Origin of the sequence: Roseovarius mucosus DSM 17069, from assembly GCF_000768555.3 — a bacterium.
GTDB lineage: Bacteria > Pseudomonadota > Alphaproteobacteria > Rhodobacterales > Rhodobacteraceae > Roseovarius > Roseovarius mucosus.
The window spans coordinates 342798-368050 of record NZ_KN293978.2 but is presented as its reverse complement, the minus strand read 5'-3'; the positions used below and the strand labels follow the sequence as shown (position 1 = coordinate 368050).

Below are 25253 nucleotides of genomic sequence, written 5' to 3'. Positions count from 1 at the left end.
GGGTGGGGCTGACAATGACACGCTCTCGGGTGGTGACGGCAACGACAGCATGTCGGGCAGCTTTGGCAATGACAGCATCGACGCGGGCGCGGGCAATGACGACATCGGCGGCGGCACCGGGCGCGACACGATTGATGCCGGCGCGGGCGACGACCGCGTGGGCGGCGGCGAAGGCGATGACAGCATCCTTGGCGGCGACGGCAATGATTTCCTCGCTGGCGGCGGGCGCAATGATACGATCGACGGCGGCACGGGCAATGACACGATCAATGCAGGCGCGGGCAATGACCAGATCACCGGCGGCACCGGCGCGGATCAATTCGTTTTCGCCTCCTTCTTTGACGGCGAGGCCGATGTTATCACCGATTTCGAGGATGGCATCGACAGTTTCCTGATCCGCCGCTTCGATCCCAATACCGGCGTTGAGAACATCAACAACGGCGGCAATGGTCTGGCGGGGTTTGTTGCGGCGATGAATATCGTCGACACGGACACGGGCGCGCAGATGACCGTGAACGGCAATACGATCCTCGTTGACGGGATCACCGCCGCGCAAATGACAGTGGACGATTTCCAGTTCCTGTGATCGTCAGAGCGCCTTGGGCGCGGCCACACCTTCGGCCAAATCCTCGAGCGCGGATTTGAGGCGGGGTCCCGCGAAATCCAGAAATGCGCGCAGTTTGGGTGCCATCAGCCGCGCCTCCGGGTAAACCAGATGCACCGGCTGCGGGGGCAGGGAATGGGCCGGTAAAACCGGTATCAGACGACCTGCGCGTATATGGCCTGCGACCATATAGGACAGGGCCGGCGTGATGCCCTGGCCCAGAATCGCCGCATCAATCGCCGCGACTGCGTCATTGATTTCCAATCGCGGAACAAGAGCTATGCTGGCACTGCGCTGCCCGTTGTGATGCCGCCACTCGCGATTGGGCATCAGCCCGGTAAAGGCAATCACCGCATGGTGGCGCAGGTCCGCAGGTGCATTGGGCGTGCCGTGTTTTGCCAGATAGGCGGGGCTTGCCACCAGAATGCGGTGCACCGTGCCCAACCGTTTGGCAATCAGCCGCGACTCGGGCAACTCGCCGATCCGAATGGCCATATCCACGCCTTCCTCGACCAGATTGACCACCCGGTCGAGCAACAGCACCGACACCGACACGCGCGGATGCGCCGCTAGAAATTCGCCAACCACCGGCCCAAGGGCGGACCGGCCAAACGTCACCGACGCGGTAAGCGTCAGATGCCCCTGCGGTGCGGTCGTCTCGCCCATCGCCTCGCGCTCAGCGGTCTCAAGATCGTTCAACACGCGCCGCGCGGTTTCGAGAAAGCGCGCGCCCATATCGGTGATGGTGACATTGCGCGTGGTGCGCTGAAAAACCCGCGCGCCCAGCCGATCCTCAAGCGCCGCAATCGTCCGTGTCACTGCGGGCGGCGACAGGTGCAGACGCCGCGCGGCGCCCGCAAAGCTGCCCGCTTCCGCCACCGCGACAAGCACCTCAAGTTCATGCATCCGGTTCATCTATTATTCCTCTGTGTGGAATAAACCATTCCACATTTCGGGTATTCTTTCAAACATCATAGTGCCCCATCTTAAGCCCGAGCGCGGCACACCGCCTGCGCACCCACAACACAAGGACAATACCCATGGCCCGTATTCCCGTTATCGACCCGCAAACTGCCACAGGCGAGGCCAAGACGCTGCTGGACGCCGTGCAATCGGCACTTGGCATGGTGCCCAATTTCATCCGCGTACTGGCTAACAGCCCCGCAGCGCTTCAGGCCTTTCTCGGGCTGCACGGCATTGCCGGGGCAGGGGTGCTTGACCCGCTGACGCGCGAACGCATTGCTTTGACCGTCGCCGAGCAGAACGCCTGTCAGTATTGCGTTTCGGCACATACCGCGATTGGCCGCAAGGTGGGCCTCGACAATGCCGAAATCCTCGCCAATCGCGCCGGTCGCTCTGCCGATGCCAAGGCTGAGGCGGCGCTCACCTTTGCCCGCGCGCTGGTCGAGCACGCCGGTCAGGTCAGCCAGGCCGAGTTCGCCGCCCTGCGCGCCGCCGGTCATTCCGACGCCGAAATCGTCGAAATCATTACCCATGTGGCCATGAACATCTTTACCAATATTCTGGGCAAGGCCACACAGGTCGAGATCGACTTTCCCAAGGTCGCGCTGAACGCGGCTGCCTGACCCATCCAAGCGCATGGCGTGTCCGCGCGCCATGCGCCAAAGAGGAACAACCATGACCGATAACACCCGCCCCCCGCTGCCCCCCTTCACCCGCGAGACCGCCATCCAAAAGGTGCGCATGGCCGAGGATGGCTGGAACAGCCGCGACCCCGCCCGCGTGGCGCTGGCCTATACCCCGGACAGCCGCTGGCGCAACCGCGCCGAATTTCCCGTGGGTCGCGAAGAGATCGTCACCTTTCTCACCCGTAAATGGGCGCGCGAACTCGACTATCGGCTGATCAAGGAACTCTGGGCCTTTGCCGAGAACCGGATCGCCGTGCGCTTTGCCTATGAATGGCGCGATGATGCCGGTAATTGGTATCGCAGCCATGGCAACGAGAATTGGGAATTCGATGCCGCAGGCCTGATGCGCCTCCGCTTTGCCAGCATCAATGATCAGCCGATCAAGGAGGCGGATCGCAAATTCCACTGGCCGCAAGGGCCGCGCCCTGCCGATCACCCGGGCCTCTCCGATCTTGGCCTGTAACCGCAAGAGGATGCCATGCCCCATCATTTCGCCGAGATTGCCTTCACCCCCACGGTGACGCGCCTGCAAGAGGACCTTGGCAGTCGCGCTGCCTATGCCCGGATGCAGGCGGCAGAAGACCCGGTCAACCTGCACCTCTCCCAGATCGAGGCCGATTTCATCGCCGCGCGCGACTCTGTCTATATGGCCACAGTCACGGAAACCGGCTGGCCCTATATCCAGCATCGCGGCGGACCGGCGGGGTTCATGCGCGTGCTGGACGATCGCACCCTCGGATTTGCCGATTTTCGCGGCAATCGCCAGTATATCAGCCTTGGCAACCTTAGCACCGATGCCCGCGTGTCGCTGTTCTTCATGGATTATCCGAACCGTCGGCGGCTCAAACTGTTCGGTCGCGCGCGGGCGGTGGGCCTCGAGGATGAGGACCTTCTCGCGCGGTTGGAGATGCCCGACTACCGTGCCCGGATCGAACGCGGGTTCCTGATCACCGTAGAAGGCTTTGACTGGAACTGCCCGCAGCACATCACGCCGCGCTTCACCGTGGATCAGTTGGAGGATGTGACAACCCCCCTGCACGCGCGCATCGCGCAGCTAGAGGCGGCATTGCTCGACGCTGACTGACCGGGGTCAGAGCGCGGCAAGATCCGCCAGCAAGAGGCCATACATCTCTTCCGCGCGCTTGATCCGGCTGGGTTTGAGCGCGCGGGTTTCAACCCGGATCAGGGCCTCAATCCCGATAAAGAACGGCAGCCAAAGATGCCGCTCTACCTCGGTCAGCGCGAACACCTCGGCAAAGACCTCCAGCCCTTCGGCATCGACGCCCAGATACCGCCGCCCCGACGGGATCATGCCGCGCCGCCCCATATGCACCAGAAAGCGCGCGATATCCTTGCACACCGGCATCCGACCAGAGCCGCCGGTGTCGATCCCGGTCAGGCGATCCGCCCCCAGAATAAGGTTGTTGGGGTGAAAATCGCCATGGCTGATGGCAACCCGCCATTCTGCCCCCTCCAGCGCCGCCGCCATTCTGGTCAAATGCGCCAGAACACCGCTCTCGATCCCGCGTAGCCGCGCAAAAGGCTGCGTGGCCGAGGCTCGTGCCGCCCGCGCGAGCCAGCCCTTGGCGTTGCCGGGGCGCCAGCCCTCGCTGACCTCTACATAGTGCCGCAGCCACTCGGCGGCGGGGCGCAGATGCTGCGCGCGGGTGGCCACATCTGCATGCCATAGATGCTCCAATAGCGGGGTCCCCGGCGCGCGTTCCATGACCAGGAGCTTGGCATCGGGCAGGTAGGCGACAGGGTCTGCCACGCGGTAGGGCCCCTCCCGCATATGCGGCCAAATGCGCTGCAACTCCGCCCATTCCTTGGCCAGCGCCGGGGCACAGCGGTCCTCGACCAGCCGCATCACCACTGCGCGCCCATCAAGGCGCCCCGCCAGAACCGCGCGCTTGCCCGGCACGATGCGCAAGACCTCGGACAGATCCAGCCCCGCCAAATCGGGATGCCGCGTCACCAGTGCCCGCAGGCGCGCGTCCAGTTGGGCCAGCGCATCAAGGTCGGGCAGGGGATCGGCAGGCTCTGACATGGGCCAACTGTCCCTCAGCCGTTCAGCAGCGTCAACCGAATTGCACCCCCCGTCAGAGCGCCCTATGTTAGCCGATGAAACACCAAGCACGAGGACCAGCCGATGACCGAAACGCCCCCCTCCGAAATGACCTTTGAACAGGCGATGAAAGAGCTGGAGCAGGTCGTGGGGCGGCTGGAGCGCGGCGATGTGGCGCTGGACGAGTCGATCACGCTCTATGAGCGCGGCGCCAATCTCAAGAAACGCTGCGAGGAAAAGCTGAAAGAGGCCGAGGAAAAGGTCGCCGCCATCACGCTCGATGCCGATGGCCAGCCCACCGGCACCACGCCGGTGACAGGCCTCTGACCCGGATGCAGGCCCGACTTGCCGCCGAGGCCGAGGCTATTCAGGCGCATTTGAACCGCGTGCTGGCCCCCTTTGGCACAGGCCCCGTGGCCGAGGGCATGCGCTATGCCACGCGAGGCGGAAAACGCATCCGGGGATTTCTGGTGATGGAAAGCGCGCGCTTGCACGATGTTCCCGCGAGTGCTGCGATCTGGCCCGCCACGGCGATCGAGGCGCTGCACGCCTATTCCCTTGTCCATGACGATCTGCCCGCCATGGACAATGACGATCTGCGCCGGGGCCAGCCCACCGTGCATGTCAAATGGGATGAGGCAACCGCGATCCTTGTCGGCGACGCGCTGCAATCGCTGGCCTTCGAATTGGTGGCGCATCCCGACTGTGGTCCAGCTGAGGCGCGCGCCGATCTGGCACTCAGCCTCGCCCGTGCCGCAGGCGGGCAGGGGATGGTGCTGGGCCAAGCGCTCGACATCGCCGCCGAAACCGCAACAACGCCCCTCACCCTGGACGAAATCACAACTCTGCAAGCGGGCAAGACGGGCGCGCTCATCCAATGGTCCGCGACGGCAGGCGCCTTTATGGCCCAGGCCGACAGCCAACCACTCGACATCTATGCCCGCGCACTGGGCCTCGCCTTTCAGATTCAGGACGATGTGATCGACGTGACGGGCGATGCCGCATCCGCCGGCAAGGCGGTCGGCAAGGATGCCGCCGCAGGCAAGGCGACCTTTGTCTCGCTCCTCGGACTTGAGGGCGCCCGCGCCCGTTCCGCATCTCTTGTTGACGAGGCCTGCGACGCGCTATCTTGTTATGGGGCCAACGCGGATGCCTTGCGCGACCTTGCCCGCTTCGTTATCTCGCGCCAGAGCTGAAAATCGCTGCAATTTCCCCACGGAGGGGCACCATGTCCGACCGCCCGAAAACACCGCTGCTCGATCAGGTCGCAAGCCCCGCCGATCTCAAACGGTTTTCCGACACGCAACTCGTCCAACTGGCGCATGAATTACGCTCGGAAACCATTTCCGCCGTGTCCGAAACCGGCGGGCATCTGGGGGCCGGTCTGGGCGTCGTGGAACTGACCGTCGCGCTGCACCATGTCTTTGACGCCCCGCGCGACAAGATCATCTGGGACGTGTCGCACCAATGCTATCCGCACAAGATCCTGACCGGGCGGCGGGATCGCATCCGCACCCTACGGCAAAAGGATGGGTTGTCAGGATTTACCAAACGCTCGGAATCCCCCTACGATCCCTTTGGCGCGGCCCATAGCTCGACCTCGATCAGCGCCGCACTTGGCTTTGCCGTGGCGCGGGACCTTGGCGGCAACTGCCCCTCGGGCCTTGGCGATGCCATTGCGGTGATTGGCGACGGGGCCATGTCGGCAGGCATGGCCTTTGAGGCGATGAACAACGCAGGCCACCTCAAGAAGCGCCTGATTGTCATCCTCAACGACAATGAAATGTCCATCGCGCCGCCGGTGGGCGCGCTCTCGTCCTATCTCTCGCGGCTTTATGCCGAAGCCCCGTTTCAGGATTTCAAGGCCGCTGCCAAGGGGGCGATTTCCCTTCTCCCGCCGCCCTTTCAAGAGGGCGCGCGCCGCGCCAAGGATATGCTCAAGGGGCTGGCCGTCGGCGGCACGCTTTTCGAGGAGCTGGGCTTCAGCTATGTCGGCCCCATTGACGGCCACGACCTGCAACAGCTTTTGCCGGTGCTGCGCACCGTCAAGGCGCGCGCCACCGGCCCGATCCTAATCCATGTCCTGACCAAGAAGGGCAAGGGCTATGGCCCTGCCGAGCGCGCCCGCGATGGCGGCCATGCCACCGCTAAATTCGACGTGCTGACCGGTGAACAGCGCAAGTCGCCCTCGAACGCACCCAGCTATACGAGTGTCTTTGCCAAGGCGCTGCTCTCGCATGCTGCCCAAGATGACAAGATTTGCGCCGTGACCGCCGCCATGCCCGATGGCACCGGCCTCAACCTCTTTGCCGAACGCTATCCCTCGCGGCTCTTTGATGTAGGCATTGCGGAACAGCATGCCGTGACCTTTTCCGCCGGGCTGGCGGCGGGGGGGCTCAAGCCGTTTTGCGCGCTCTATTCCACCTTCCTGCAACGCGGCTATGATCAGGTCGTGCATGACGTGGCGATCCAACGCCTGCCGGTGCGCTTTGCCATCGACCGTGCGGGGCTGGTGGGCGCAGACGGGGCCACCCATGCCGGGGCTTTTGATACTGCCTTTCTCGCCAATCTGCCCGGTTTCGTGGTCATGGCCGCCGCCGATGAGGCAGAGCTTGTCCATATGGTCGCCACCGCCGCCGCCCATGACGAGGGACCGATTGCCTTTCGCTATCCGCGCGGCGAGGGGATGGGCGTCACCATGCCCGAACGCGGCGAACCGCTTGAGATCGGCAAAGGCCGCACCATCCAGGAGGGCGCGCGCGTCGCGATCCTGTCCTTTGGCACGCGCCTGTCCGAGGTGCTCAAGGCCAGCGAATCCCTGCGTGCGCGCGGGATCACGCCGACCATTGCCGATGCCCGCTTTGCCAAACCCCTGGATGAAAAACTGATCCTCGACCTCGTCCATAACCACGAGGCGATGATCACCATCGAGGAAGGAGCGATTGGCGGATTTGCAAGCCATGTCAGTCACTTATTGGCCGAATCTCAAGTGTTTGATCGCGGCTTCAAGTTCCGCTCCATGGTCCTGCCCGACACGTTCATAGATCAGGCCAGCGCCAAGGATATGTATGCTGTGGCGCGCCTCAACGCCGCCGACATTGAGGCACGGGTGCTCGATGTGCTGGGTATCGCCCAACTGGCTGGAAAACGCGCCTGACATCCCTATCTGGATGGGAAAAGGAGACAGACATGCGCCTTTTCCCCCTTATCTTCGCCGCGTGCCTCGCCATGACCCCGGCCCAGGCGCTCGATAGCAGCGCGGGCAAAGTGACGGTCACGAAAATGGTTGACCGGTTAAACGACCCTTGGGCATTGGGCTTTCTGCCTGATGGCGGCCTCCTGATCACCGAAAAGGCCGGGCGCGTTCTCCATATCGAAAACGACCAGCGGCGGGAACTGGGCGGCCTGCCGGATGTCGCCACGCGCGGGCAGGGCGGTTTGCTCGATCTTCTCATTCCCCACGATTTCGCGCAGAGCCGTCAGCTTTACTTCACCTATTCCAAACCGCAACAGGGCGGTGCCGGCACCGCCATCGCCCATGCCCGACTTGCCCCCGGCGCGGACCGTCTGACCGATTGGACGGTGATCTTCGAACTCGAACCCGGCTCGTCGGGCGGGCGGCATTTCGGCGCGCGTCTGGTCGAAGGTCGCGACGGGATGCTCTATGCCACCATTGGCGACCGGGGCGACGATGCGTCGGCGCAGGACCTCTCTCGCCAGAACGGCTCTGTCATCCGCATTTCCCGCGACGGGGCCATCCCGGCAGACAACCCGTTCACGCAAACCTCAGGCGCGCAGCCTCAGATCTGGTCCTATGGCCACCGCAACCCGCAAGGGGCGGCGCTTGACGCCCAAGGCAACCTCTGGGTGGTGGAACATGGCGCACGCGGCGGTGATGAGGTGAACCGCGTCGCCAAGGGCGCGAATTTTGGCTGGCCAGTGATCTCTTATGGCCGCCACTACTCGGGGCTCAAGATCGGCGAGGGCACGCAAAAGCCCGGCATGGAACAACCGGCCCATTACTGGGACCCCTCCATCGCGCCCTCAGGCATGATGATCTATCAAGGCGAGATGTTCCCGGACTGGCGCGGCGACATCTTTGTCGGATCGCTCAAGTTCGACCTGATTTCGCGGCTTGAGGGTGCGCCGCTCTCAGAGGTCGAGCGTCTGAAATCCCGCGAAACCCAGCGTGTGCGCGACATCCGCGAGGCCCCCGATGGGTCAATCTGGTTTCTCAGCGTCGGGCAGGGTGCGGCCTATCGCCTCTCGCGGTGATCCGAAATCTTCAAAAGATTTCGGACCGCTTTCTTTTCAAGAAAGCGTCATACCGACAAACGGGAACTATGCGCGCCACGCTCGCGGTATGGCGTCGTGTTGTAATGCGCCCGGTAGCATTTCGAGAAATGCGACGGCGAGGCAAAACCACAGGCCAGCGCCACGTTGATCACGGTCATGTCGGTCTGCATCAACAGGTTGCGCGCCTTTTGCAGGCGCAATTCCATGTAATAGCGCTTGGGGCTGCGGCTCAGATAGCGGCGGAACAACCGTTCTAGCTGCCGGGTCGACATGCCCACATCGCGCGCCAATGTCGCCGGGCTGATCGGCTCTTCGATATTGGTTTCCATCATCTGAATGACTTGGCTCAGCTTGGGATGCCGCACACCGATGCGTGTCGGAACGCTCAGGCGTTGCGTGTCCTGATCGGTGCGGATCGAGCTATAGATCTGCTGATCCGCCACCGCATTGGCCAGCTTTTCACCATGATCATCGGCGATGATATTGAGCATGAGATCAATCGACGACGTGCCACCCGCCGTGCTCATCCGGTTGCCATCAATCACGAATACCGATTTCGTCAGCGTCACATCCTCGAATTCTTCGAGAAAGCTGTCGTGATTCTCCCAATGGATCGTCGCCCGTTTGCCATCGAGCAAGCCCGCGCGCGCCAGCACATAGGACGCGGTGCACAGCCCCCCCATGCGCAGCCCCTTGCGCGCCTCGCGGCGCAACCAGTTCAACATGCGCTTGGTCGCGGTCTTTTGCACATCCATGCCACCACAAACGAGCACCACATCTTCGCGGTTCAGCTCCGAAAGCGGAAAGTCGAGGTTGAATCGCACCCCGGCAGAACACGTGATCACCTCGTCGGAATCGCCGGTCAGCACCCAGCTATACAACTCTTCTTCGGCCATGCGGTTGGCGATGCGCAAACACTCGATGGCCGAGGCAAAGCTCAGCAAGGTGAACTTGTCCAAGAGCACAAACACAAAGCGTTTGGGCTCTTTGGGCGCTTTAACCGCGATTTTTGTGGCCTCTGACGTCATCATCACCCGATTCCCCGGCGCAACGGCCTCTTTAGCGGTCTGTCACGAATCTGTCGCGATTGACAAGAGAGGCGTGGTCGATTTGCGACCCATTCTTGTGCGTTTCATATGGCCTCTTGCCCGCTGCTTTGCTAAGCACGGGTCTCAGATTACGTTCAATGCGGAGTAAGGACGATGACGGAATGGCAGAAAACGGGCTGGCGCGCGAAACCGCGGGTGCAGATGCCCGATTATATCGATGCCGCCGCTCTGGCCAGTGTCGAGGCCCGTCTGAGGCAGTATCCGCCGCTGGTTTTTGCCGGTGAGGCGCGCCGCCTCAAGCGCGCGCTTGGCGCCGCCGCACGCGGCGAGGCGTTTCTGCTCCAAGGTGGCGATTGCGCCGAGGCCTTTGATCAATTCTCTGCTGATGCGATCCGCGACACCTTCAAGGTGATGCTGCAAATGGCGATGGTGCTGACCTATGGGGCCAAGGTGCCGGTGGTCAAGGTGGGCCGCATGGCCGGGCAATTTGCCAAACCGCGCTCGGCCCCGACCGAGGTGATTGATGGCGTGGAACTGCCCAGCTACCGCGGCGACATCATCAACGAACTGGCCTTCACCCCCGAGGCGCGCATTCCGAACCCGGACAAGATGTTGCAGGCCTATACGCAGGCCGCCGCAACCCTCAACCTCTTGCGCGCCTTTTCGACGGGCGGCTATGCCGATGTGCATCAGGTCCATGCCTGGACCCTCGGCTTTACCGAAAGCGAGAAGGCCGCGCGCTATCGCGAAATGGCCAATCACATCTCTGATGCGCTCGATTTCATGAAGGCGGCAGGTGTGGACAGCGACAATGCCCATACGCTCAAGACCGTGGATTTCTACACCTCGCACGAGAGCCTCTTGCTGGAATACGAAGAGGCGCTGTGTCGGCTCGATTCCACCTCCGGCAAATGGCTGGCGGGCTCAGGCCATATGCTCTGGATCGGCGACCGCACCCGCCAGCCGGATGGCGCGCATGTCGAATTCCTGCGCGGCGTGCAAAACCCCATTGGTCTGAAATGCGGGCCCTCCATGACGTCGGACGACCTCAAGCGGCTCTTGGCGACGCTGAACCCCACCAACGAGGCGGGGCGTCTTACGCTCATCGCGCGCTTTGGCGCGGGCAAGGTGGCGGACAACCTGCCGCGCCTCATCCGCACGGTAAAGGAAGAGGGGGCATCGGTGCTCTGGGTTTGCGACCCGATGCATGGCAACACAATCAAATCCGCGACCGGCTACAAGACGCGGCCGTTCGATGCGGTGCTGCGCGAGGTGCAGGAGTTCTTTGGCATCCACAAGGCCGAAGGCACCATCCCCGGCGGCGTGCACTTCGAGATGACAGGGCAGGATGTGACCGAATGCACCGGTGGTATGCGCGCGCTCTCCGAGGAAAACCTCTCGGCGCGTTATCACACCGCCTGCGATCCGCGCCTCAATGCCAGCCAGTCGCTTGAACTGGCCTTCCTCGTGGCCGAAGAGCTGAAATCCCTGCGCCATGACCGCCTTCAGGCAGAAGCAGGCTAACCACCTCTTGACCGCAACAGGTAACGCGCCTGTTGCGGTTTTGTCTGTTCGTCGCCGATGTCGCAAGCAATCGCGCGGCGGCGCTCCGCGACTTGTTCCGCGCGGGGAGGGCCTATGGCGTTTTGGTTCTCCGATGGAACGCCTAGCCAGCGCCAAGCCTTACTTCACCACGCGCAGATTGGCGCGCCCGCGCGGCGCATCACGCCCGCGCCATTCATTGCGCAGCCCGCCGGGCAACAGGTCAAGGCTGCGTCGGCCTTTGGTCTCTGCATCCAACGGCAATACCCGTACCGCTCGCATCTCGAACCGCCGCGAGGCGCGCCCGATCTCGCCTTGCGTCACCAAACATCCCAGCGCTCGTGAAACATCGCCCAGATCGCTGCGCAGCGGCCAGAGCATGAGACGCCCGGTCATTTCAGGCCGCCCCAATCCCGCTCTGGCGTGAAGGTCGATCTCCACCCGTGCCGGTCGCTCGAAAAGATCGACCAAGGCCAGCGCAAAGGCCTCGCGGGCGTTCGGCGCGATGAAACTCGACAGCGGCATGCCGCGCACCTCCATCCCCATCAGCGCATTGAGATGCAGCCCCGCCACCCGCAGGCGCGTCACCCCCGGCGCGATCCGCTCGGCGATAAACGCATTGGACAAAAGCCCGCCAATCCGGCGCGGGTCGATGTCAGAGCGGCGCGGCACCTCGGCCCCCTCGCAAAGGCCAGCCCAATAGCTGTGAAGCGCGTGCAGATCGGCGGCCTGTTGCCCGTCACATGCGCCCACTCTGCCCGACGTATGTAGAACTGTTTTGTCATCCTGCATGACACACTCCTTTGCCCCTGCACCTCAGACTTCGCGGTGTCAGCCTGCCTGACGGCCCTTGCGCCCCCCCTGCAGCACCGCACGTTGGGCCAAGACTGCCACAAGTTTTTGGGAATTTATCTAAAAATCGCGGCGATTGGTTAACCACCGGCACAGACATGTCGCGCCACCGGGACTTGCCAGCCGCTGGGTCACGCACTAGGACGGGGCAACACCGTAAGACCCAAGGACGCCCACCGATGATCCAGTCGATGACCGCTTTCGCCACCGCCAAAGGGGCCATTCCCGGCCATTCCTGGACCTGGGAGTTGCGCGGTGTGAATGGCAAGGGGCTCGACCTGCGCCTGCGCGTGCCCGACTGGATCGAGGGGCTGGAGCCGGCCTTGCGCGCACGGTTGGGGCAGGGGATCACACGCGGCAATGTCTCGCTCACCCTGCGCCTGACCAGCGACGATGCAAGCGGACAATTGGCGGTCAACCCCGACCGGCTCGACGATGTGCTGCGCGCCATGGCGCTGGTCGAGGATCGTGCCATGGCCCGTGGCCTCTCGCTCGCTCCCGCCACCGCCGCCGACATCCTGTCGCTGCGCGGTGTATTGGAGGCAGGCACCAGCGACACCGACACGAGCGCCCTCTGCGCGGCGATTCTGGCGGATTTTGAACCCGTGTTGCAGGACTTCTTGACCATGCGCGTCACCGAAGGCGCGACGCTGGCCAAAGTGCTGCACGCCCAATTGGACGAAATCGCCCGCCTGACCCAAGCCGCCCAGGACCTGCTTGCCCAACGCAGCGCTGACATCGCCCGCAACCACCAGACGGCGCTCGGGCGCCTGCGCGATACGGCCACCGATCTTGATCCCGCGCGCCTGTCACAGGAACTGGCGCTGCTGGCGGTCAAGCTCGATGTCACGGAAGAGTTGGACCGCCTGCGTGCCCATGTGACGGCAACGCGGGCACTGCTTGAGGCAGGTTCGCCGCTGGGGCGCAAGATCGACTTTCTGAGCCAGGAATTCAACCGCGAGGCCAATACGCTCTGCTCCAAGGCACAACATGCGGGCCTGACCGAAATCGGGCTCAGCCTCAAGACCGTGATCGACCAGATGCGCGAACAGGTGCAAAATGTCGAATGAGTCACAGGCCGCACGGCCGGAATTTGAGTATTTCCACCAAGAAGAAGGGCAGGGAACAGCATGAGCAACCGCAGGGGCCTCCTCATCATTCTCTCCTCACCTTCGGGCGCAGGTAAATCCACCCTGTCCAGACGCCTGCGCGACTGGGACGAAACCATTGCCTTTTCCGTCTCGGCCACCACCCGCGCGCCGCGCCCCGGTGAGGTGGACGGGCAGGATTATCACTTCATGACCCAAGCGCAGTTCAAGCAGGATGTGGCGGCGGGCGAAATGCTGGAACATGCGCATGTGTTCGGCAATTTCTACGGCAGCCCGCGCGGCCCCGTTCAGGCGGCCATCGACGCCGGTCGCGACGTGCTCTTTGACATCGACTGGCAAGGCGCACAGCAAATCCGCAATTCGGCCCTTGGCGCGCACACGCTCTCGATCTTTCTTCTGCCGCCCTCGATCCGCGAACTGCACCGCAGGCTGGAAACACGCGGGCAGGACACGCCCGAGGTCATCGCCAAGCGGATGGAGAAAAGCTGGGACGAGATCAGCCACTGGGATGGGTATGATTTCGTGCTGATCAATGACAATCTTGACGCCACCGAAGCGCGCCTCAAGACCATCATCGAGGCCACGCGCCTGCGCCGCAGCCAGCAACCGGGCCTGACCGCGCATGTGCGCGCGCTGCAAACCGAATTCGAGGAGATGCAATGACACTCTACAGCCTTGACAGCCACGCGCCCCAGATTGCCGATAACACCTGGATTGCGCCCGATGCCAATCTGATCGGCAAGGTGGTGATCGAGGATCTGGCCTCGGTCTGGTTCGGCTGCACCCTGCGCGGCGACAACGAGGAAATTCGCGTGGGCGCGGGCAGCAATGTGCAGGAAAACTGCGTCATGCACACCGATATGGGCTATCCGCTCGTTATCGGGCCCGGCTGCACCATCGGTCACAAGGCCATGCTGCATGGCTGCATCCTCGAAGAGAATGTTCTGATCGGCATGGGGGCCACGGTGCTCAACGGCGCGCGCATCGGGCGCAACAGTCTCATTGGCGCGGGCGCCCTGATCACCGAGGGCAAGCAGATCCCCGAAGGCAGCCTTGTGATGGGCGCGCCGGGCCGGGTGGTGCGCAGTCTTGATGAGGCGGCGATTGCCACGCTGCGCGCCACGGCGCTGCATTACCAACAGAACATGCGCCGGTATCGCACCGGGCTTGTGGCGCTCTGACCGGCGATGCAGGGTCTGGCCACGGTTCTTGCCGGAATTCCGATGGCCGCCATTCTGGTCGGCCCGGATGATCGCATCATCGCCGCCAATCAGGGCGCGCGCGACATGCTGGGGCAGGGGCTTGAGGGGCGTCACCTGCTGACCGCGCTGCGCCAGCCCGATGTGCTCGAGGCGATCGAGGCCACCCTGCGCGACCGTCTGCCGCGCAAGATCACCTATCAGACCTCGGAAGCCGGGCGCGACAGCAGCTTTCAGGTGCATGTGGGCTATGTGGAAACCAGCGATGCGCGTGGCACGCTCGTGTGTTTCGAGGATCTGACCGAACGCGAACATGCCGCCCAGATGCGCCGCGATTTCGTGGCCAATGTCAGCCACGAGCTGCGCACGCCGTTGACCGCGCTCATGGGCTTTATCGAGACGCTGCAGGGGCCAGCGCGCCACGATCAGGCCGCCATCGACCGCTTTCTGGGGATCATGCAATCCGAAGCAGCGCGGATGGAGCGCCTCGTGCGCGATCTTCTGTCGCTCAGCCGGGTCGAGAGCGAAGAGCGCGTGCGCCCGCGCGATGAGGTCAATCTGGTCCAGGTCATCGGCTCGGTCCTGCATGCGCTGCGCCCCTTGGCGCGGGATCGCGCCTGCGACATCACCTTTGAGGCACCCGAAGGCATGGTGGTGCGCGGCAATGATGATCAGTTGCAGCAGGTCTTTACCAACCTCGTTGAAAACGCGATCAAATATGGCGGCAAGGACAACCGCATCACGATCACGCTGGAACGCACCCCGCGCGACGCCACCCTGCGCGCCCCGGCCATTGTGGCGCGTGTCCGCGATCAGGGCCCCGGAATTGACCCGCTGCATATCCCCCGGCTGACAGAGCGGTTCTACCGCGTCGATACGCATCGCTCGCGTGAAATGGGGGGCACGGGCCTTGGCCTCGCCATTGTCAAACATATCGTCAATCGTCACAGGGGACGGCTGCGAATCTCTTCCGCGCCCGGAGAGGGCAGCGAATTCTCGGTGATTCTGCCGCAATCGGACCGCCAAGAGGCCTGAAAACGCTGCCGTTGCCGCGAAAAAACTGGCTGAACCGCCAAACTTATAGCACTGTCATAAAACCGTTACATAAGTGTAGCAAAAGCGTTGTGGTTCTCGCCTAGTGCTGGCCCCGAGGTCGCCCCTGCCTGGGCGTCCCGTGAAACCGAACTCAGGAGCAACTCATGCTGTTCAAATCCACCGTTTCCGCACTGGCCCTGACGGCCCTCGCCGCAGGCACCGCCGCGGCCCGTGACAACATCCAGATTGCTGGCTCCTCGACCGTGCTGCCCTATGCCGCCATCGTCGCCGAAGCCTTTGGCGAAAACTTTGATTTCCCCACCCCGGTCGTGGAATCCGGCGGGTCGGGCGCTGGCCGCAAGAAACTCTGCGAAGGCGTCGGCGAAAACACCATCGACATCGCCAACTCTTCCTCGCGCATCAAGCAGTCCGACATCGACCTCTGCGCGTCGAACGGCGTGACCGAGATCATGGAAGTGCGCATCGGCTATGACGGCATCGTCTTTGCCTCTGACATCAACGGTCCGGCCTATGCCTTTAGCCCGGCTGACTGGCACGCGGCTCTGGCTGCTCAGGTTGCCAAGGATGGCGCTCTGGCCGACAACACCAACAAGGTCTGGTCCGACGTGCGCGCTGACCTGCCCGGCGACGAAATCCTGGCCTTCGTGCCCGGCACCAAGCACGGCACCCGCGAAGTGTTCGACGAAAAGGTGATCATCGCCGGTTGTGAAGAGAACGGCACGTTCGAGCTGCACATGGCTGCCAACGGCGGCGACAAGAAAGCCGCTGAAAAGGCCTGCATGGCGCTGCGCACCGATGGCGTGTCGATCGACATCGACGGCGACTACACCGAAACGCTGGCCCGCGTGGATGCCAACAAGAACGGCATCGGCGTGTTCGGTCTGTCGTTCTACCAGAACAACACCGACAAGCTTCAGGTTGCCACCATGGGCGGCGTCGAGCCGTCGGTCGAATCGATCGCTTCGGGGGAATACCCGGTGTCGCGTCCGCTGTTCTTCTACGTCAAGAACGCGCATCTCGATGTGATCCCCGGCATGCAGGAATATATCGAGTTCTTCGTGTCCGACGAGATCGCAGGCCCCGATGGCCCGCTCGCGGCCTATGGCCTCGTGTCCGATCCCGAGCTTGCCAAGACCCAGGAAATGGTTGCCAACCGCGTCCCCATGGGCGTGCTGAACTAAGACCAAGACCTCCGAGGGGTGGCGCACCGGCGCCATCCCTCCCTTTATGGCGGAGAGCAGATGAGTACCGGCTATATCACCCTGATCGTGCTCGGCCTGTGTGGGCTGGGCTTTTTCTTGGGGCGTGCGCGCGCCTTGGCAACCTCCAAGGCCACAGGCAAGAAATTACACTCCCTGCCGAATTACTATGGTCAGGCGGTGGCGCTCTTCACCGCCGTACCGGCTCTTCTGCTGATGCTCGCCTGGCTCTTCCTGCAACCTTTGATGATCGAGGGCCGTGTCGCGGGCATGATCCCCGATAGCGTGATCCCCGAGGGCGGTGCCAAGAGCCTTGTCATGGCCGATGTGCGCCGGATCGCCGATGGTCTGGATGCGCTGATGGTGGCCGGACATATGTCCGAATCCGATCTCGACGCCATGCGCGCGGATTTCACCGATATCCGCAACCGGCTGGGCAATGTCGGCGTGGCGCTTGGCTCGGATGTGCCGGTGCCGGTATTCGAGGCCGCCAAGGAACTGCGCAAGTCGCAGAATGCCGGAAACTTTCTGATGACCCTCGCGGTGCTCGGTCTGTCGCTTGGCCTGCTGGCGTGGTCTTGGTCGCGGGTGCACCCCGATCAACGCGCGCGCAACGCCTCCGAGACCTTTGTTCTTGCGCTCCTCATTGGCGCCTCGCTGGTGGCCATTCTCACCACCGCAGGTATCGTCGCCTCGCTTCTGTTCGAGACCATCAATTTCTTCAAGATGTATCCCGCCAGCGACTTCTTCTTCTCGACGGTCTGGAACCCGCAATTTCGTGGCGGCTCTGATCTGGGCATCCTGCCGCTCTTGTGGGGCACGCTCTATGTCAGCTTCCTTGCGTTGCTGGTTGCGGTGCCGCTGGGGCTGATGATCGCGATCTATCTGGCGGAATATGCCAGCAAACCGCTGCGCGCCTTTGCAAAGCCGGCAATCGAGGTGCTGGCCGGTATTCCGACCATCGTTTACGGTCTCTTTGCCCTGATCACCGTGGGCCCATTCCTGCGCGACTATATCGCCTCGCCGCTTGGTCTTGGCTCTTCGTCCTCGTCGGTGCTGACCGCCGGGCTGGTCATGGGCATCATGCTCATTCCCTTCGTGTCCTCGCTCTCGGACGACATCATCAACGCCGTGCCGCAATCCATGCGTGATGGCTCTTATGGCCTTGGCGCGACCAAGTCCGAAACCATCAAGCAGGTGATCCTGCCCGCCGCACTGCCCGGTGTGGTCGGGGCCATCCTTCTGGCGGCCTCCCGCGCCATCGGCGAGACCATGATCGTGGTCATGGGGGCAGGGGCCGCCGCAAAACTTGGCCTCAACCCGTTCGAGGCGATGACCACCATCACCGTCAAGATCGTGAGCCAGTTGACCGGCGACACCGAATTCGCCAGCCCTGAAACGCTGGTTGCCTTCGCCCTCGGCCTCACGCTTTTTGTCTTCACGCTGGGGCTGAATGTCCTGGCCCTCGTGATCGTGCGCAAATACCGGGAGCAGTACGAATGACCGATCTCACCTCCTCCGACGCAGTCCCGGCCCCGCGCAAAGGGTCCTTGCTGACACAGGACGCGCGCACCAAACAGCGCAACGCTAAGGAAGCCCGCTTTCGCATGATGGGGCTGATTGCCGTCACCATCGGCGTGCTCTCTCTCGTGGGCCTGCTGACCTCGATCCTTGCCAGTGGCCTGTCCTCCTTTCAACAGACCTATGTCGAACTCGAGGTTTATCTCGACCCCGCCAAACTCGACAAGAAGGGCGAGCGCAATCTCACTGACATCGCCAAGGTCTCGACCTTTGGCTATGCGCCGCTGATCGAGGCGGCGATGATCTCGGCGATTGAACGAACTGGCGTGACCTCGGATGTTGCCAACGCCAAAGCGGCGGGAGAGCTGATTTCCAAGGAGGCCCCCGCCACCCTGCGTGATTTCGTCCTGGCCAACCCTGACTTGATCGGCGAGACCGTGCAGTTCGATCTGCTCGCCGCAGGCCGTATCGACGGGTTTTTCAAGGGCCGCGTGACGATGGAAAGCGCGGCTCTTGACCGCAATGTTTCGCCCGAGCAACTTCAGCTTGCCCAGCAACTCAAAGAGGCGGGCATCCTCACGACCAAGTTCAACTGGGCCTTCTTCACCGCGCCCGACGCCTCTGATACCCGCCCAGAGGCGGCCGGTCTGGGCGTGGCCATCATCGGCTCGGCCTATATGATGTTGATCGTGCTGGTCCTCTCGCTGCCCTTGGGCGTAGCCGCCTCGATCTATCTTGAGGAATTCGCGCCCAAGAACCGCTGGACCGACCTGATCGAGGTCAATATCTCAAACCTCGCGGCGGTGCCCTCCATCGTGTTCGGTATTCTCGGCCTTGCGATCTTCATCAACATGGTGGGCCTGCCGCAATCGGCCCCGGTCGTGGGCGGTCTCGTGCTCACGCTGATGACCCTGCCGACCATCATCATCGCCACGCGCGCGGCGCTCAAATCCGTGCCTCCCTCAATCCGTGACGCGGCCCTTGGCGTGGGCGCCTCCAAGATGCAGGCAATCTTTCACCATGTCCTGCCGCTCGCCATGCCGGGCATCCTGACGGGGGCGATCATCGGTCTGGCACAGGCGCTTGGCGAAACCGCCCCGCTGCTCCTGATCGGCATGGTGGCCTTTGTGCGCGAATATCCCGCAGGCCCGCCCGAGGGCTTCTTTGACCCCGCCGCTGCCCTGCCGGTGCAGGTCTATAACTGGACCCAGCGGGGCGATCCGGCGTTCGTGGAACGCGCGTCTGGGGCCATCATCGTGCTGCTCGTCTTCCTCGTGATCATGAACATCGCCGCCATCCTGCTGCGCAGACGGTTTGAACGCCGCTGGTAAACAAAGGTATAGACCCATGTATGACGCCCCAAAATTCGCGGAGACGAAAGTGACCAACAACGACATCAAGATCGCCGCGCGCAAGGTGCAGGTTTACTATGGTGACACCCATGCCATCAAGGACGTGGACGTCGATATCCTCGACAAGACTGTGACCGCCTTTATCGGCCCGTCGGGTTGTGGCAAGTCCACGTTCCTGCGCTGCATCAACCGGATGAACGATACGATCGACATCTGCCGCGTGATGGGCGACATCCTGATCGACGGCGAAGATATCTACGACAAAAAGGTCGATCCGGTGCAACTGCGTGCCAAGGTGGGGATGGTGTTCCAGAAACCCAACCCGTTCCCCAAGTCGATCTACGACAATGTGGCCTATGGCCCGCGCATTCATGGGCTCGCCCGCACCAAGGCCGATCTCGACGAGATCGTCGAAAAATCCCTGCGCCGCGCCGCCCTGTGGAACGAGGCCAAGGACCGTCTCGACCAGCCCGGCACCGGTCTCTCCGGTGGTCAGCAACAGCGACTCTGCATCGCCCGTGCCGTCGCCACCTCGCCCGAGGTTCTGTTGATGGACGAACCCTGCTCTGCGCTCGACCCCATCGCAACCGCGCAGGTCGAGGAATTGATCGACGAATTGCGTCAAGAGTTTTCCGTGGTGATCGTCACGCACTCGATGCAGCAGGCCGCCCGTGTCAGCCAGAAAACAGCGTTCTTCCACCTCGGTCATCTCGTCGAATTCGGCGATACCGGCCAGATTTTCACCAACCCCAAGGATGAGCGCACCGAAAGCTACATCACCGGGCGCATTGGCTAAGGAACCTTCCATGTCCGACCATCAGCACATCGTTTCATCCTTCGACCACGACCTCGAAACCATTCAGGCCCATATCATGAAGATGGGCGGCATGGTCGAGCGCGCAATCTCCGACGCCGCGCGCTCGCTCGAAACCCGCGACGATGAACTGGCCGAAGAGGTGCGCGGCCGTGACAAGGCTATTGACGCGCTCGAGGAGCAGATCAACGAAGAGGCCGCCCGTGTTCTGGCCCTGCGGTCGCCCGCCGCGCGCGACCTGCGGGTTGTGCTGACCGTGATCAAGATTTCCGCCAGCCTCGAGCGCATCGGCGACTATGCCAAGAACATGGCCAAGCGCACCTCGGTTCTCAGCCAGATGGCGGCGGTCAACGGCTCGCCCTCGGCGCTGCGTCGTATGGCCCGCGAGGTCGAGGAAATGCTCAAGGATGTGCTCGATGCCTATATCCAGCGCGACATGGACCTTGCCCATGAGGTGATCCGCCGCGACCTGGATGTCGATCAGATGTATAACGCGATCTTCCGCGAATTCCTGACTTTCATGATGGAAGACCCGCGCAACATCACGCCCTGCATGCATCTGCACTTCATTGCCAAGAACACCGAACGCATGGGCGATCTTGTGACCTCCATCGCCGAACAGGTGATCTACCTTGTCTCTGGCTCTTTCCCCGATGATCCGCGCCCCAAGAGCGATACAACCTCGGTTGATCCCAGCCTTGCGCCCAAGGGCAGCCACTAAGCACAGGAGCCGTCGATGTCCGCAGATCAACCCACCGTCCTCTTGGTCGAGGACGAACCGGCGCAGCGCGAAGTGCTGGGCTACAATCTTCAGGCCGACGGATTTCACGTGCTCACCGCCAGCAATGGCGAAGAGGCGCTCTTGATGGTGTCGGAGATGCCGCCTGACATCATCGTTCTGGATTGGATGATGCCTAATGTATCCGGCATCGAGGTCTGTCGTCAGCTCAAGACCCGCTCTGAAACGCGCGGGATTCCGATCATCATGCTCTCGGCCCGCTCCGAAGAGGTGGACCGTGTGCGCGGGCTCGAAACCGGCGCCGATGACTATGTGATCAAGCCCTATTCACTTGTCGAATTGATGGCGCGTGTGCGTGCGCAACTGCGCCGCACTCGTCCGGCGACCGTGGGCGAGCGACTGGAATATCTCGACATCGTGCTTGATGCCGAAACCCATCGCGTCACCCGCAGCGAAAAGCCGCTGAAACTCGGCCCCACCGAATTCCGCCTCCTCTCGACCTTCATGGAAAAGCCCGGCCGCGTCTGGTCCCGCGAGCAGCTCCTTGATCGCGTCTGGGGGCGTGACATCTATGTCGACACCCGCACCGTGGATGTGCATATCGGGCGGCTGCGCAAGGCGCTCTGCCAGCATGGGGGCGATGATCCGCTGCGCACTGTGCGCGGCGCGGGCTATGCCTTGGGCTGAACGGCCTCAGCGCGGCAGCAGGTCTTCGTCCTCTGCCTGTCCCGCCAGCCAATCGCGAAACTTGCAGAGCGCCGGATCGCGCCCGTTCTGAACTGGCCAAACAAGGTAATACGCCCCTGAAATCAGGGTCTTGTCGCCCCAGGCTGACCTAAGCCGGCCTGTCGCCAGATCCTGTTCCGCCAGATAATCCGGCAAGAGCGCCACGCCCAACCCATGCAACGCCGCCTGCGTGATAGTTGAAAATTGGTCATAGATGGTGCCGCTCACCTTGGCGCCGGTCACGCCCTGCGCCTCGAACCACGCAGGCCAGGCACCGGGCCGCGTTTCGATCTGCAAAAGCGGCAGACGCAAGAGATCGGCCGCCGCTGTGATCGGCGCATGACCTGCCAGAAATTCTGGCGTTGCCACCGCCACGACCCGCTCGGTCCGCAGCTTCAGCGCCTCGGTGCCGATCCAGTTTGGTTCTCCAAAATGTATAGCTGCATCAAATGGTTCCGTAACAAAGTTGAACGGTTTCAACCGCGTTGACAGGTTGATTGTCACCTCCGGATAGAGCCGCGCAAACTCGGCCAGTCGCGGCACCAGCCATCGCATCCCGAATGTCGGTAGAATCGCAAGGCTCAGACTGCCCCCGGCCGGATTCGCCGTAAGCGTAAGCGATGCTTGCGCAATCTGTTGCAACGCGCCCCGGATTTTATCCGCATAGTCCGCCGCCTCCGGGCTCAGGTGAATGCTGCGTCCTTGCCGCACGATCAGCGCCACGCCAAGCTGATCCTCTAATGTTTTCAATTGCCTGCTGACCGCACTTTGCGTTTGCGACAGCTCTGCGGCCGCCGCCGTGGCACTGCCCAGACGATCCAGCGCCTCCAGCGCGCGCAAAGAAGATATGGATGGGAGAAAGCGGCGGGGCAGGGTCATTCTTGCGGTTTACTCATAGGTTCATGTGAATTTATCGTTATTCATCGGCGTTTTGCCAGTGTAACCTGTCCCCAACTCAGAGAATACGCCACAGGAGCCCGCCATGAACGCCAATACCCCGACGCTGCGCGCCAAGGATGCCCCGGATCTCAACGCCTTCGACTGGGCCGATCCCTTCCGCCTCAACGATCAACTCTCCGAAGAAGAGCGCATGATCACCGACAGCGCGCGCACCTTTGCCCAAGACGTGCTGCAACCGCGCGTCATCGCCGCTTACCGTGAAGAGCGTGTTGATCCCGGTATATTCAAGGAAATGGGCCAGATGGGCCTGTTGGGCACCACCATTCCCGAGGAATACGGCGGGCTGGGTGCCAACTATGTTTCTTACGGCCTCGTCGCCCGCGAAATCGAGCGGGTCGATTCGGGCTACCGCTCGATGATGAGCGTGCAATCCTCGCTCGTGATGTATCCGATCTATGCCTATGGCAGCGAAGAGCAGCGCCGCAAATACCTGCCCGGTCTGGCCAACGGTGATCTCATTGGCTGCTTTGGCCTGACCGAACCGGACGCCGGCAGTGACCCAGCTGGCATGAAAACCCGCGCCGTGCGCACCGACAGCGGCTACCGCCTGACCGGCTCCAAGATGTGGATTTCCAACAGCCCCATCGCGGATGTTTTCGTGGTCTGGGCCAAATCCGAGGCGCATGACGGCAAGATCCGTGGCTTTATCCTGGAAAAGGGCATGAAGGGTCTGAGCGCCCCCAAGGTCGGCGGCAAACTCAGCTTGCGCGCCTCCGTCACCGGCGAGATCGTGATGGACAATGTCGAGGTGCCCGAATCCGCACTTCTTCCCAATGTTCAAGGGCTTAAAGGGCCTTTTGGATGTTTGAACCGCGCCCGCTACGGCATTGCATGGGGCGTCATGGGGGCCGCTGAATTCTGCTGGCACGCGTCCCGGCAATACGGGCTGGATCGCAAGCAATTCAACCGCCCCTTGGCGCAAACCCAGCTTTTTCAGTTGAAACTGGCCAATATGCAAACCGAGATCACCCTCGGGCTGCAAGCGGCGCTGCGCGTCGGCCGCCTGATGGACGAGGCCAACGCCGCCCCGGAAATGATCTCGATGATCAAGCGCAACAACTGCGGCAAGGCGCTCGACATTGCCCGCCACGCCCGCGACATGCACGGCGGCAACGGCATTTCAGAAGAGTTTCAGGTCATTCGCCACATGGTCAATCTCGAAACGGTCAATACATATGAGGGCACGCATGATGTGCATGCGCTCATCCTTGGCCGGGCGCAAACCGGGCTTCAGGCGTTCTTCTGATCCATGCCGGGCCTTGGCAACCTCTGGCGCGAGAGTGCCGTTGAATCCTTCGCAGCATCGCCTCTGCGCGGTGAACGTATGGTTGATCTGGCAATCATCGGCGCGGGGTTCACGGGCCTGTCGGCGGCGCTCCATGCCGCAGGGCAGGGGGCCGATGTTGCGGTGCTCGAGGCCGAAACCGTGGGCGAGGGCGGCTCTGGCCGCAACGTGGGCCTTGTCAACGCCGGGCTCTGGCTGCCGCCCGATGACGTATGCAAGATTCTGGGGCCGGAGGCGGGTGAACATCTCAACGCCGTGCTGGCAGAGGCCCCGTCGCTCGTGTTCGACCTCATCGCACAGCACGACATCGCCTGCGAGGCCACCCGCAACGGCACCCTGCATCTCGCCCACGCGCCCAAGGCCATGGCGGATCTGAAGTCACGTCACGCGCAACTTGCCGCACGTGGCGCGCCGGTGCGCCTGATTGACATGAGCTCTACCGCACAACGCACGGGAACAGATAGGTTTAACGGCGCGCTCCATGATGCGCGCGCAGGCACGATTCAGCCGCTCGCCTATGCGCGTGGCCTCGCTCGCGCCGCCCATGACGCCGGTGCCTTGATCTGCGAGCAGACCCCTGTCACCGCCGCCGAACACCGCAGCGGCCAGTGGATCGTCACCACCCCCGGCGGCAAACTGCGGGCGCGGCATCTGCTCATTGCCACCAATGCCTATCACCGCCCCGTCACGCATGTGACCCGTCCCGACGTGCCGATTGTGCAGTATTTTCAACTGGCAACTGCGCCCCTTGGTGACAATCTGGCGGGCGATATTCTGGCCGGGGGCGAGGGATGCTGGGATACCGGCCTTGTGATGACCTCGCTGCGCCGCGACCGGGCAGGGCGGGTGATTCTGGGCGGCATGGGCGGGGATGCCACGCTCCATGAGAATTGGGCGCGGCGCAAACTGGCACAGCTTTTCCCCAGGCTCTCCGGGGCAGAGATCGAACACGCTTGGGCCGGGCGAATCGCCATGACCCATGATCATTTGCCCCGAATTCAACGCATGGGGCCGGGGGCCTTGGCCATTTTCGGTTATTCCGGACGGGGCATCGGCCCCGGTACGGTCTTTGGCCGCGCCGCCGCTCTGGCTCTCTTGTCGGGCGACGACAGCGGCCTGCCTGTGCCCCTCGTCGAGAGCCACTCTGAACAGTTCGTGATCCTCAAGTCACTCTATTACGAAACCGGTGCGCGCCTCGTGCATGCCGTATCGGCCCGCGGCTGAGCAGTTTTGCAC

The 25253-nt window shown here is 62.7% G+C and carries 26 protein-coding genes; 21 read left to right on the top strand and 5 right to left on the bottom strand.

Annotation, left to right across the window (positions count from 1 at the left end; genetic code table 11):
* The coding region (locus ROSMUC_RS08845; RefSeq protein WP_037271855.1) for a calcium-binding protein at positions 1 to 586 on the top strand (586 nt) is incomplete at its 5' end.
* A gap of 3 nt (positions 587 to 589) precedes the next feature.
* Here the strand turns inward: ROSMUC_RS08845 and ROSMUC_RS08840 are convergent.
* Entirely contained in the window at positions 590 to 1519 is a 930-nt protein-coding gene (locus ROSMUC_RS08840; RefSeq protein ID WP_037271852.1) for a LysR family transcriptional regulator, read from the bottom strand.
* Positions 1520 to 1644: 125 nt separating this feature from the next.
* Here ROSMUC_RS08840 and ROSMUC_RS08835 point away from each other — a divergent pair, with 125 nt between their 5' ends.
* From ROSMUC_RS08835 to ROSMUC_RS08825, 3 genes are read left to right on the top strand one after another with little or no spacing between them, the layout of a single operon-like run.
* Positions 1645 to 2190: a carboxymuconolactone decarboxylase family protein gene (locus ROSMUC_RS08835; protein ID WP_037271850.1), complete on the top strand. Its 546-nt coding sequence runs from the start codon at positions 1645 to 1647 to the stop codon at positions 2188 to 2190.
* 52 nt (positions 2191 to 2242) lie between these two features.
* A complete protein-coding gene (locus ROSMUC_RS08830; RefSeq protein WP_037271847.1) occupies positions 2243 to 2716 on the top strand; it encodes a nuclear transport factor 2 family protein in 474 nt (157 codons plus the stop codon).
* A 15-nt stretch (positions 2717 to 2731) separates the two neighbouring features.
* Positions 2732 to 3337: a pyridoxamine 5'-phosphate oxidase family protein gene (locus tag ROSMUC_RS08825; RefSeq protein ID WP_037271845.1), complete on the top strand. Its 606-nt coding sequence runs from the start codon at positions 2732 to 2734 to the stop codon at positions 3335 to 3337.
* Between the two features lie 6 nt (positions 3338 to 3343).
* On the opposite strand, the gene ROSMUC_RS08820 is transcribed toward ROSMUC_RS08825, so the two are convergent.
* Positions 3344 to 4300, bottom strand: coding sequence for a phosphotransferase family protein (locus ROSMUC_RS08820; protein WP_037271842.1), 957 nt, complete (start codon positions 4298 to 4300; stop codon positions 3344 to 3346).
* A gap of 102 nt (positions 4301 to 4402) precedes the next feature.
* On the opposite strand from ROSMUC_RS08820, the gene ROSMUC_RS08815 reads away from it, so the two are divergent.
* From ROSMUC_RS08815 to ROSMUC_RS08800, 4 genes are read left to right on the top strand one after another with little or no spacing between them, the layout of a single operon-like run.
* Positions 4403 to 4645 carry an exodeoxyribonuclease VII small subunit gene (locus ROSMUC_RS08815; protein ID WP_037271839.1) on the top strand — a complete coding sequence of 81 codons (243 nt, stop codon included), beginning with the start codon at positions 4403 to 4405 and terminating at the stop codon, positions 4643 to 4645.
* Between the two features lie 5 nt (positions 4646 to 4650).
* Entirely contained in the window at positions 4651 to 5514 is an 864-nt protein-coding gene (locus ROSMUC_RS08810) for a polyprenyl synthetase family protein (protein WP_037271836.1), read from the top strand.
* Positions 5515 to 5546: 32 nt separating this feature from the next.
* A complete protein-coding gene (dxs, locus tag ROSMUC_RS08805; protein ID WP_037271833.1) occupies positions 5547 to 7475 on the top strand; it encodes a 1-deoxy-D-xylulose-5-phosphate synthase in 1929 nt (642 codons plus the stop codon).
* 32 nt (positions 7476 to 7507) lie between these two features.
* Entirely contained in the window at positions 7508 to 8593 is a 1086-nt protein-coding gene (locus ROSMUC_RS08800; protein ID WP_037271830.1) for a PQQ-dependent sugar dehydrogenase, read from the top strand.
* A gap of 47 nt (positions 8594 to 8640) precedes the next feature.
* Here the strand turns inward: ROSMUC_RS08800 and ROSMUC_RS08795 are convergent, their stop codons facing one another.
* A complete protein-coding gene (locus ROSMUC_RS08795; RefSeq protein WP_425442779.1) occupies positions 8641 to 9645 on the bottom strand; it encodes a GlxA family transcriptional regulator in 1005 nt (334 codons plus the stop codon).
* 171 nt (positions 9646 to 9816) lie between these two features.
* Between ROSMUC_RS08795 and ROSMUC_RS08790 the strand changes: the two genes are divergently transcribed.
* Positions 9817 to 11187 carry a class II 3-deoxy-7-phosphoheptulonate synthase gene (locus ROSMUC_RS08790; protein WP_037271827.1) on the top strand — a complete coding sequence of 457 codons (1371 nt, stop codon included), beginning with the start codon at positions 9817 to 9819 and terminating at the stop codon, positions 11185 to 11187.
* 159 nt (positions 11188 to 11346) lie between these two features.
* Here ROSMUC_RS08790 and ROSMUC_RS08785 read toward each other — a convergent pair whose 3' ends face one another.
* Complete coding sequence (locus ROSMUC_RS08785; protein WP_037271824.1) at positions 11347 to 11997, bottom strand: PAS domain-containing protein; 651 nt, start codon at positions 11995 to 11997, stop codon at positions 11347 to 11349.
* 239 nt (positions 11998 to 12236) lie between these two features.
* Between ROSMUC_RS08785 and ROSMUC_RS08780 the strand changes: the two genes are divergently transcribed.
* The 10 genes from ROSMUC_RS08780 (at position 12237) to phoB (ending at position 21733) form a co-directional block, all read left to right on the top strand.
* Positions 12237 to 13127, top strand: a complete 891-nt coding sequence (locus ROSMUC_RS08780) for a YicC/YloC family endoribonuclease (protein ID WP_037271821.1) — start codon at positions 12237 to 12239, stop codon at positions 13125 to 13127.
* A 60-nt stretch (positions 13128 to 13187) separates the two neighbouring features.
* The gene (gmk, locus tag ROSMUC_RS08775) at positions 13188 to 13829 is read left to right on the top strand and encodes a guanylate kinase (RefSeq protein WP_037271818.1); all 642 of its coding nucleotides are present in this window, start codon (positions 13188 to 13190) and stop codon (positions 13827 to 13829) included.
* Positions 13826 to 14347, top strand: a complete 522-nt coding sequence (locus tag ROSMUC_RS08770; protein WP_037271815.1) for a gamma carbonic anhydrase family protein — start codon at positions 13826 to 13828, stop codon at positions 14345 to 14347. The genes gmk and ROSMUC_RS08770 overlap by 4 nt, the downstream gene beginning before the upstream one ends.
* A gap of 6 nt (positions 14348 to 14353) precedes the next feature.
* Positions 14354 to 15400, top strand: coding sequence for an ATP-binding protein (locus ROSMUC_RS08765; RefSeq protein ID WP_037271812.1), 1047 nt, complete (start codon positions 14354 to 14356; stop codon positions 15398 to 15400).
* Between the two features lie 164 nt (positions 15401 to 15564).
* Entirely contained in the window at positions 15565 to 16602 is a 1038-nt protein-coding gene (locus tag ROSMUC_RS08760) for a substrate-binding domain-containing protein (protein WP_037271810.1), read from the top strand.
* 60 nt (positions 16603 to 16662) lie between these two features.
* Entirely contained in the window at positions 16663 to 18123 is a 1461-nt protein-coding gene (gene pstC, locus ROSMUC_RS08755; protein ID WP_037271807.1) for a phosphate ABC transporter permease subunit PstC, read from the top strand.
* The gene (gene pstA / locus ROSMUC_RS08750) at positions 18120 to 19472 is read left to right on the top strand and encodes a phosphate ABC transporter permease PstA (protein WP_037271804.1); all 1353 of its coding nucleotides are present in this window, start codon (positions 18120 to 18122) and stop codon (positions 19470 to 19472) included. The genes pstC and pstA overlap by 4 nt, the downstream gene beginning before the upstream one ends.
* Positions 19473 to 19488: 16 nt before the next feature.
* On the top strand, positions 19489 to 20289 hold the full coding sequence (gene pstB / locus ROSMUC_RS08745; protein ID WP_037271801.1) for a phosphate ABC transporter ATP-binding protein PstB: 801 nt from the start codon (positions 19489 to 19491) through the stop codon (positions 20287 to 20289).
* A 10-nt stretch (positions 20290 to 20299) separates the two neighbouring features.
* Positions 20300 to 21028: a phosphate signaling complex protein PhoU gene (phoU, locus tag ROSMUC_RS08740; protein WP_037271798.1), complete on the top strand. Its 729-nt coding sequence runs from the start codon at positions 20300 to 20302 to the stop codon at positions 21026 to 21028.
* A gap of 15 nt (positions 21029 to 21043) precedes the next feature.
* Positions 21044 to 21733: a phosphate regulon transcriptional regulator PhoB gene (gene phoB, locus ROSMUC_RS08735; RefSeq protein ID WP_037271795.1), complete on the top strand. Its 690-nt coding sequence runs from the start codon at positions 21044 to 21046 to the stop codon at positions 21731 to 21733.
* A 6-nt stretch (positions 21734 to 21739) separates the two neighbouring features.
* Here the strand turns inward: phoB and ROSMUC_RS08730 are convergent, their stop codons facing one another.
* Complete coding sequence (locus ROSMUC_RS08730) at positions 21740 to 22651, bottom strand: LysR substrate-binding domain-containing protein (protein ID WP_037271792.1); 912 nt, start codon at positions 22649 to 22651, stop codon at positions 21740 to 21742.
* Between the two features lie 103 nt (positions 22652 to 22754).
* Between ROSMUC_RS08730 and ROSMUC_RS08725 the strand changes: the two genes are divergently transcribed.
* Positions 22755 to 23978, top strand: coding sequence for an acyl-CoA dehydrogenase (locus ROSMUC_RS08725; protein ID WP_037271789.1), 1224 nt, complete (start codon positions 22755 to 22757; stop codon positions 23976 to 23978).
* A 3-nt stretch (positions 23979 to 23981) separates the two neighbouring features.
* Complete coding sequence (locus ROSMUC_RS08720) at positions 23982 to 25241, top strand: NAD(P)/FAD-dependent oxidoreductase (RefSeq protein WP_037271787.1); 1260 nt, start codon at positions 23982 to 23984, stop codon at positions 25239 to 25241.
* The last annotated feature ends 12 nt before the right edge of the window (positions 25242 to 25253 follow it).

What these genes read in the sequence shown, in the direction of transcription:
- ROSMUC_RS08840 (WP_037271852.1), bottom strand. Translation starts at nt 1,519, where the DNA reads ATGAACCGGATGCATGAACTTGAGGTGCTTGTCGCGGTGGCGGAAGCG.
- ROSMUC_RS08835 (WP_037271850.1), top strand. Translation starts at nt 1,645, where the DNA reads ATGGCCCGTATTCCCGTTATCGACCCGCAAACTGCCACAGGCGAGGCC.
- ROSMUC_RS08830 (WP_037271847.1), top strand. Translation starts at nt 2,243, where the DNA reads ATGACCGATAACACCCGCCCCCCGCTGCCCCCCTTCACCCGCGAGACC.
- ROSMUC_RS08825 (WP_037271845.1), top strand. Translation starts at nt 2,732, where the DNA reads ATGCCCCATCATTTCGCCGAGATTGCCTTCACCCCCACGGTGACGCGC.
- ROSMUC_RS08820 (WP_037271842.1), bottom strand. Translation starts at nt 4,300, where the DNA reads ATGTCAGAGCCTGCCGATCCCCTGCCCGACCTTGATGCGCTGGCCCAA.
- ROSMUC_RS08815 (WP_037271839.1), top strand. Translation starts at nt 4,403, where the DNA reads ATGACCGAAACGCCCCCCTCCGAAATGACCTTTGAACAGGCGATGAAA.
- ROSMUC_RS08810 (WP_037271836.1), top strand. Translation starts at nt 4,651, where the DNA reads ATGCAGGCCCGACTTGCCGCCGAGGCCGAGGCTATTCAGGCGCATTTG.
- dxs (WP_037271833.1), top strand. Translation starts at nt 5,547, where the DNA reads ATGTCCGACCGCCCGAAAACACCGCTGCTCGATCAGGTCGCAAGCCCC.
- ROSMUC_RS08800 (WP_037271830.1), top strand. Translation starts at nt 7,508, where the DNA reads ATGCGCCTTTTCCCCCTTATCTTCGCCGCGTGCCTCGCCATGACCCCG.
- ROSMUC_RS08795 (WP_425442779.1), bottom strand. Translation starts at nt 9,645, where the DNA reads ATGATGACGTCAGAGGCCACAAAAATCGCGGTTAAAGCGCCCAAAGAG.
- ROSMUC_RS08790 (WP_037271827.1), top strand. Translation starts at nt 9,817, where the DNA reads ATGACGGAATGGCAGAAAACGGGCTGGCGCGCGAAACCGCGGGTGCAG.
- ROSMUC_RS08785 (WP_037271824.1), bottom strand. Translation starts at nt 11,997, where the DNA reads ATGCAGGATGACAAAACAGTTCTACATACGTCGGGCAGAGTGGGCGCA.
- ROSMUC_RS08780 (WP_037271821.1), top strand. Translation starts at nt 12,237, where the DNA reads ATGATCCAGTCGATGACCGCTTTCGCCACCGCCAAAGGGGCCATTCCC.
- gmk (WP_037271818.1), top strand. Translation starts at nt 13,188, where the DNA reads ATGAGCAACCGCAGGGGCCTCCTCATCATTCTCTCCTCACCTTCGGGC.
- ROSMUC_RS08770 (WP_037271815.1), top strand. Translation starts at nt 13,826, where the DNA reads ATGACACTCTACAGCCTTGACAGCCACGCGCCCCAGATTGCCGATAAC.
- ROSMUC_RS08765 (WP_037271812.1), top strand. Translation starts at nt 14,354, where the DNA reads ATGCAGGGTCTGGCCACGGTTCTTGCCGGAATTCCGATGGCCGCCATT.
- ROSMUC_RS08760 (WP_037271810.1), top strand. Translation starts at nt 15,565, where the DNA reads ATGCTGTTCAAATCCACCGTTTCCGCACTGGCCCTGACGGCCCTCGCC.
- pstC (WP_037271807.1), top strand. Translation starts at nt 16,663, where the DNA reads ATGAGTACCGGCTATATCACCCTGATCGTGCTCGGCCTGTGTGGGCTG.
- pstA (WP_037271804.1), top strand. Translation starts at nt 18,120, where the DNA reads ATGACCGATCTCACCTCCTCCGACGCAGTCCCGGCCCCGCGCAAAGGG.
- pstB (WP_037271801.1), top strand. Translation starts at nt 19,489, where the DNA reads ATGTATGACGCCCCAAAATTCGCGGAGACGAAAGTGACCAACAACGAC.
- phoU (WP_037271798.1), top strand. Translation starts at nt 20,300, where the DNA reads ATGTCCGACCATCAGCACATCGTTTCATCCTTCGACCACGACCTCGAA.
- phoB (WP_037271795.1), top strand. Translation starts at nt 21,044, where the DNA reads ATGTCCGCAGATCAACCCACCGTCCTCTTGGTCGAGGACGAACCGGCG.
- ROSMUC_RS08730 (WP_037271792.1), bottom strand. Translation starts at nt 22,651, where the DNA reads ATGACCCTGCCCCGCCGCTTTCTCCCATCCATATCTTCTTTGCGCGCG.
- ROSMUC_RS08725 (WP_037271789.1), top strand. Translation starts at nt 22,755, where the DNA reads ATGAACGCCAATACCCCGACGCTGCGCGCCAAGGATGCCCCGGATCTC.
- ROSMUC_RS08720 (WP_037271787.1), top strand. Translation starts at nt 23,982, where the DNA reads ATGCCGGGCCTTGGCAACCTCTGGCGCGAGAGTGCCGTTGAATCCTTC.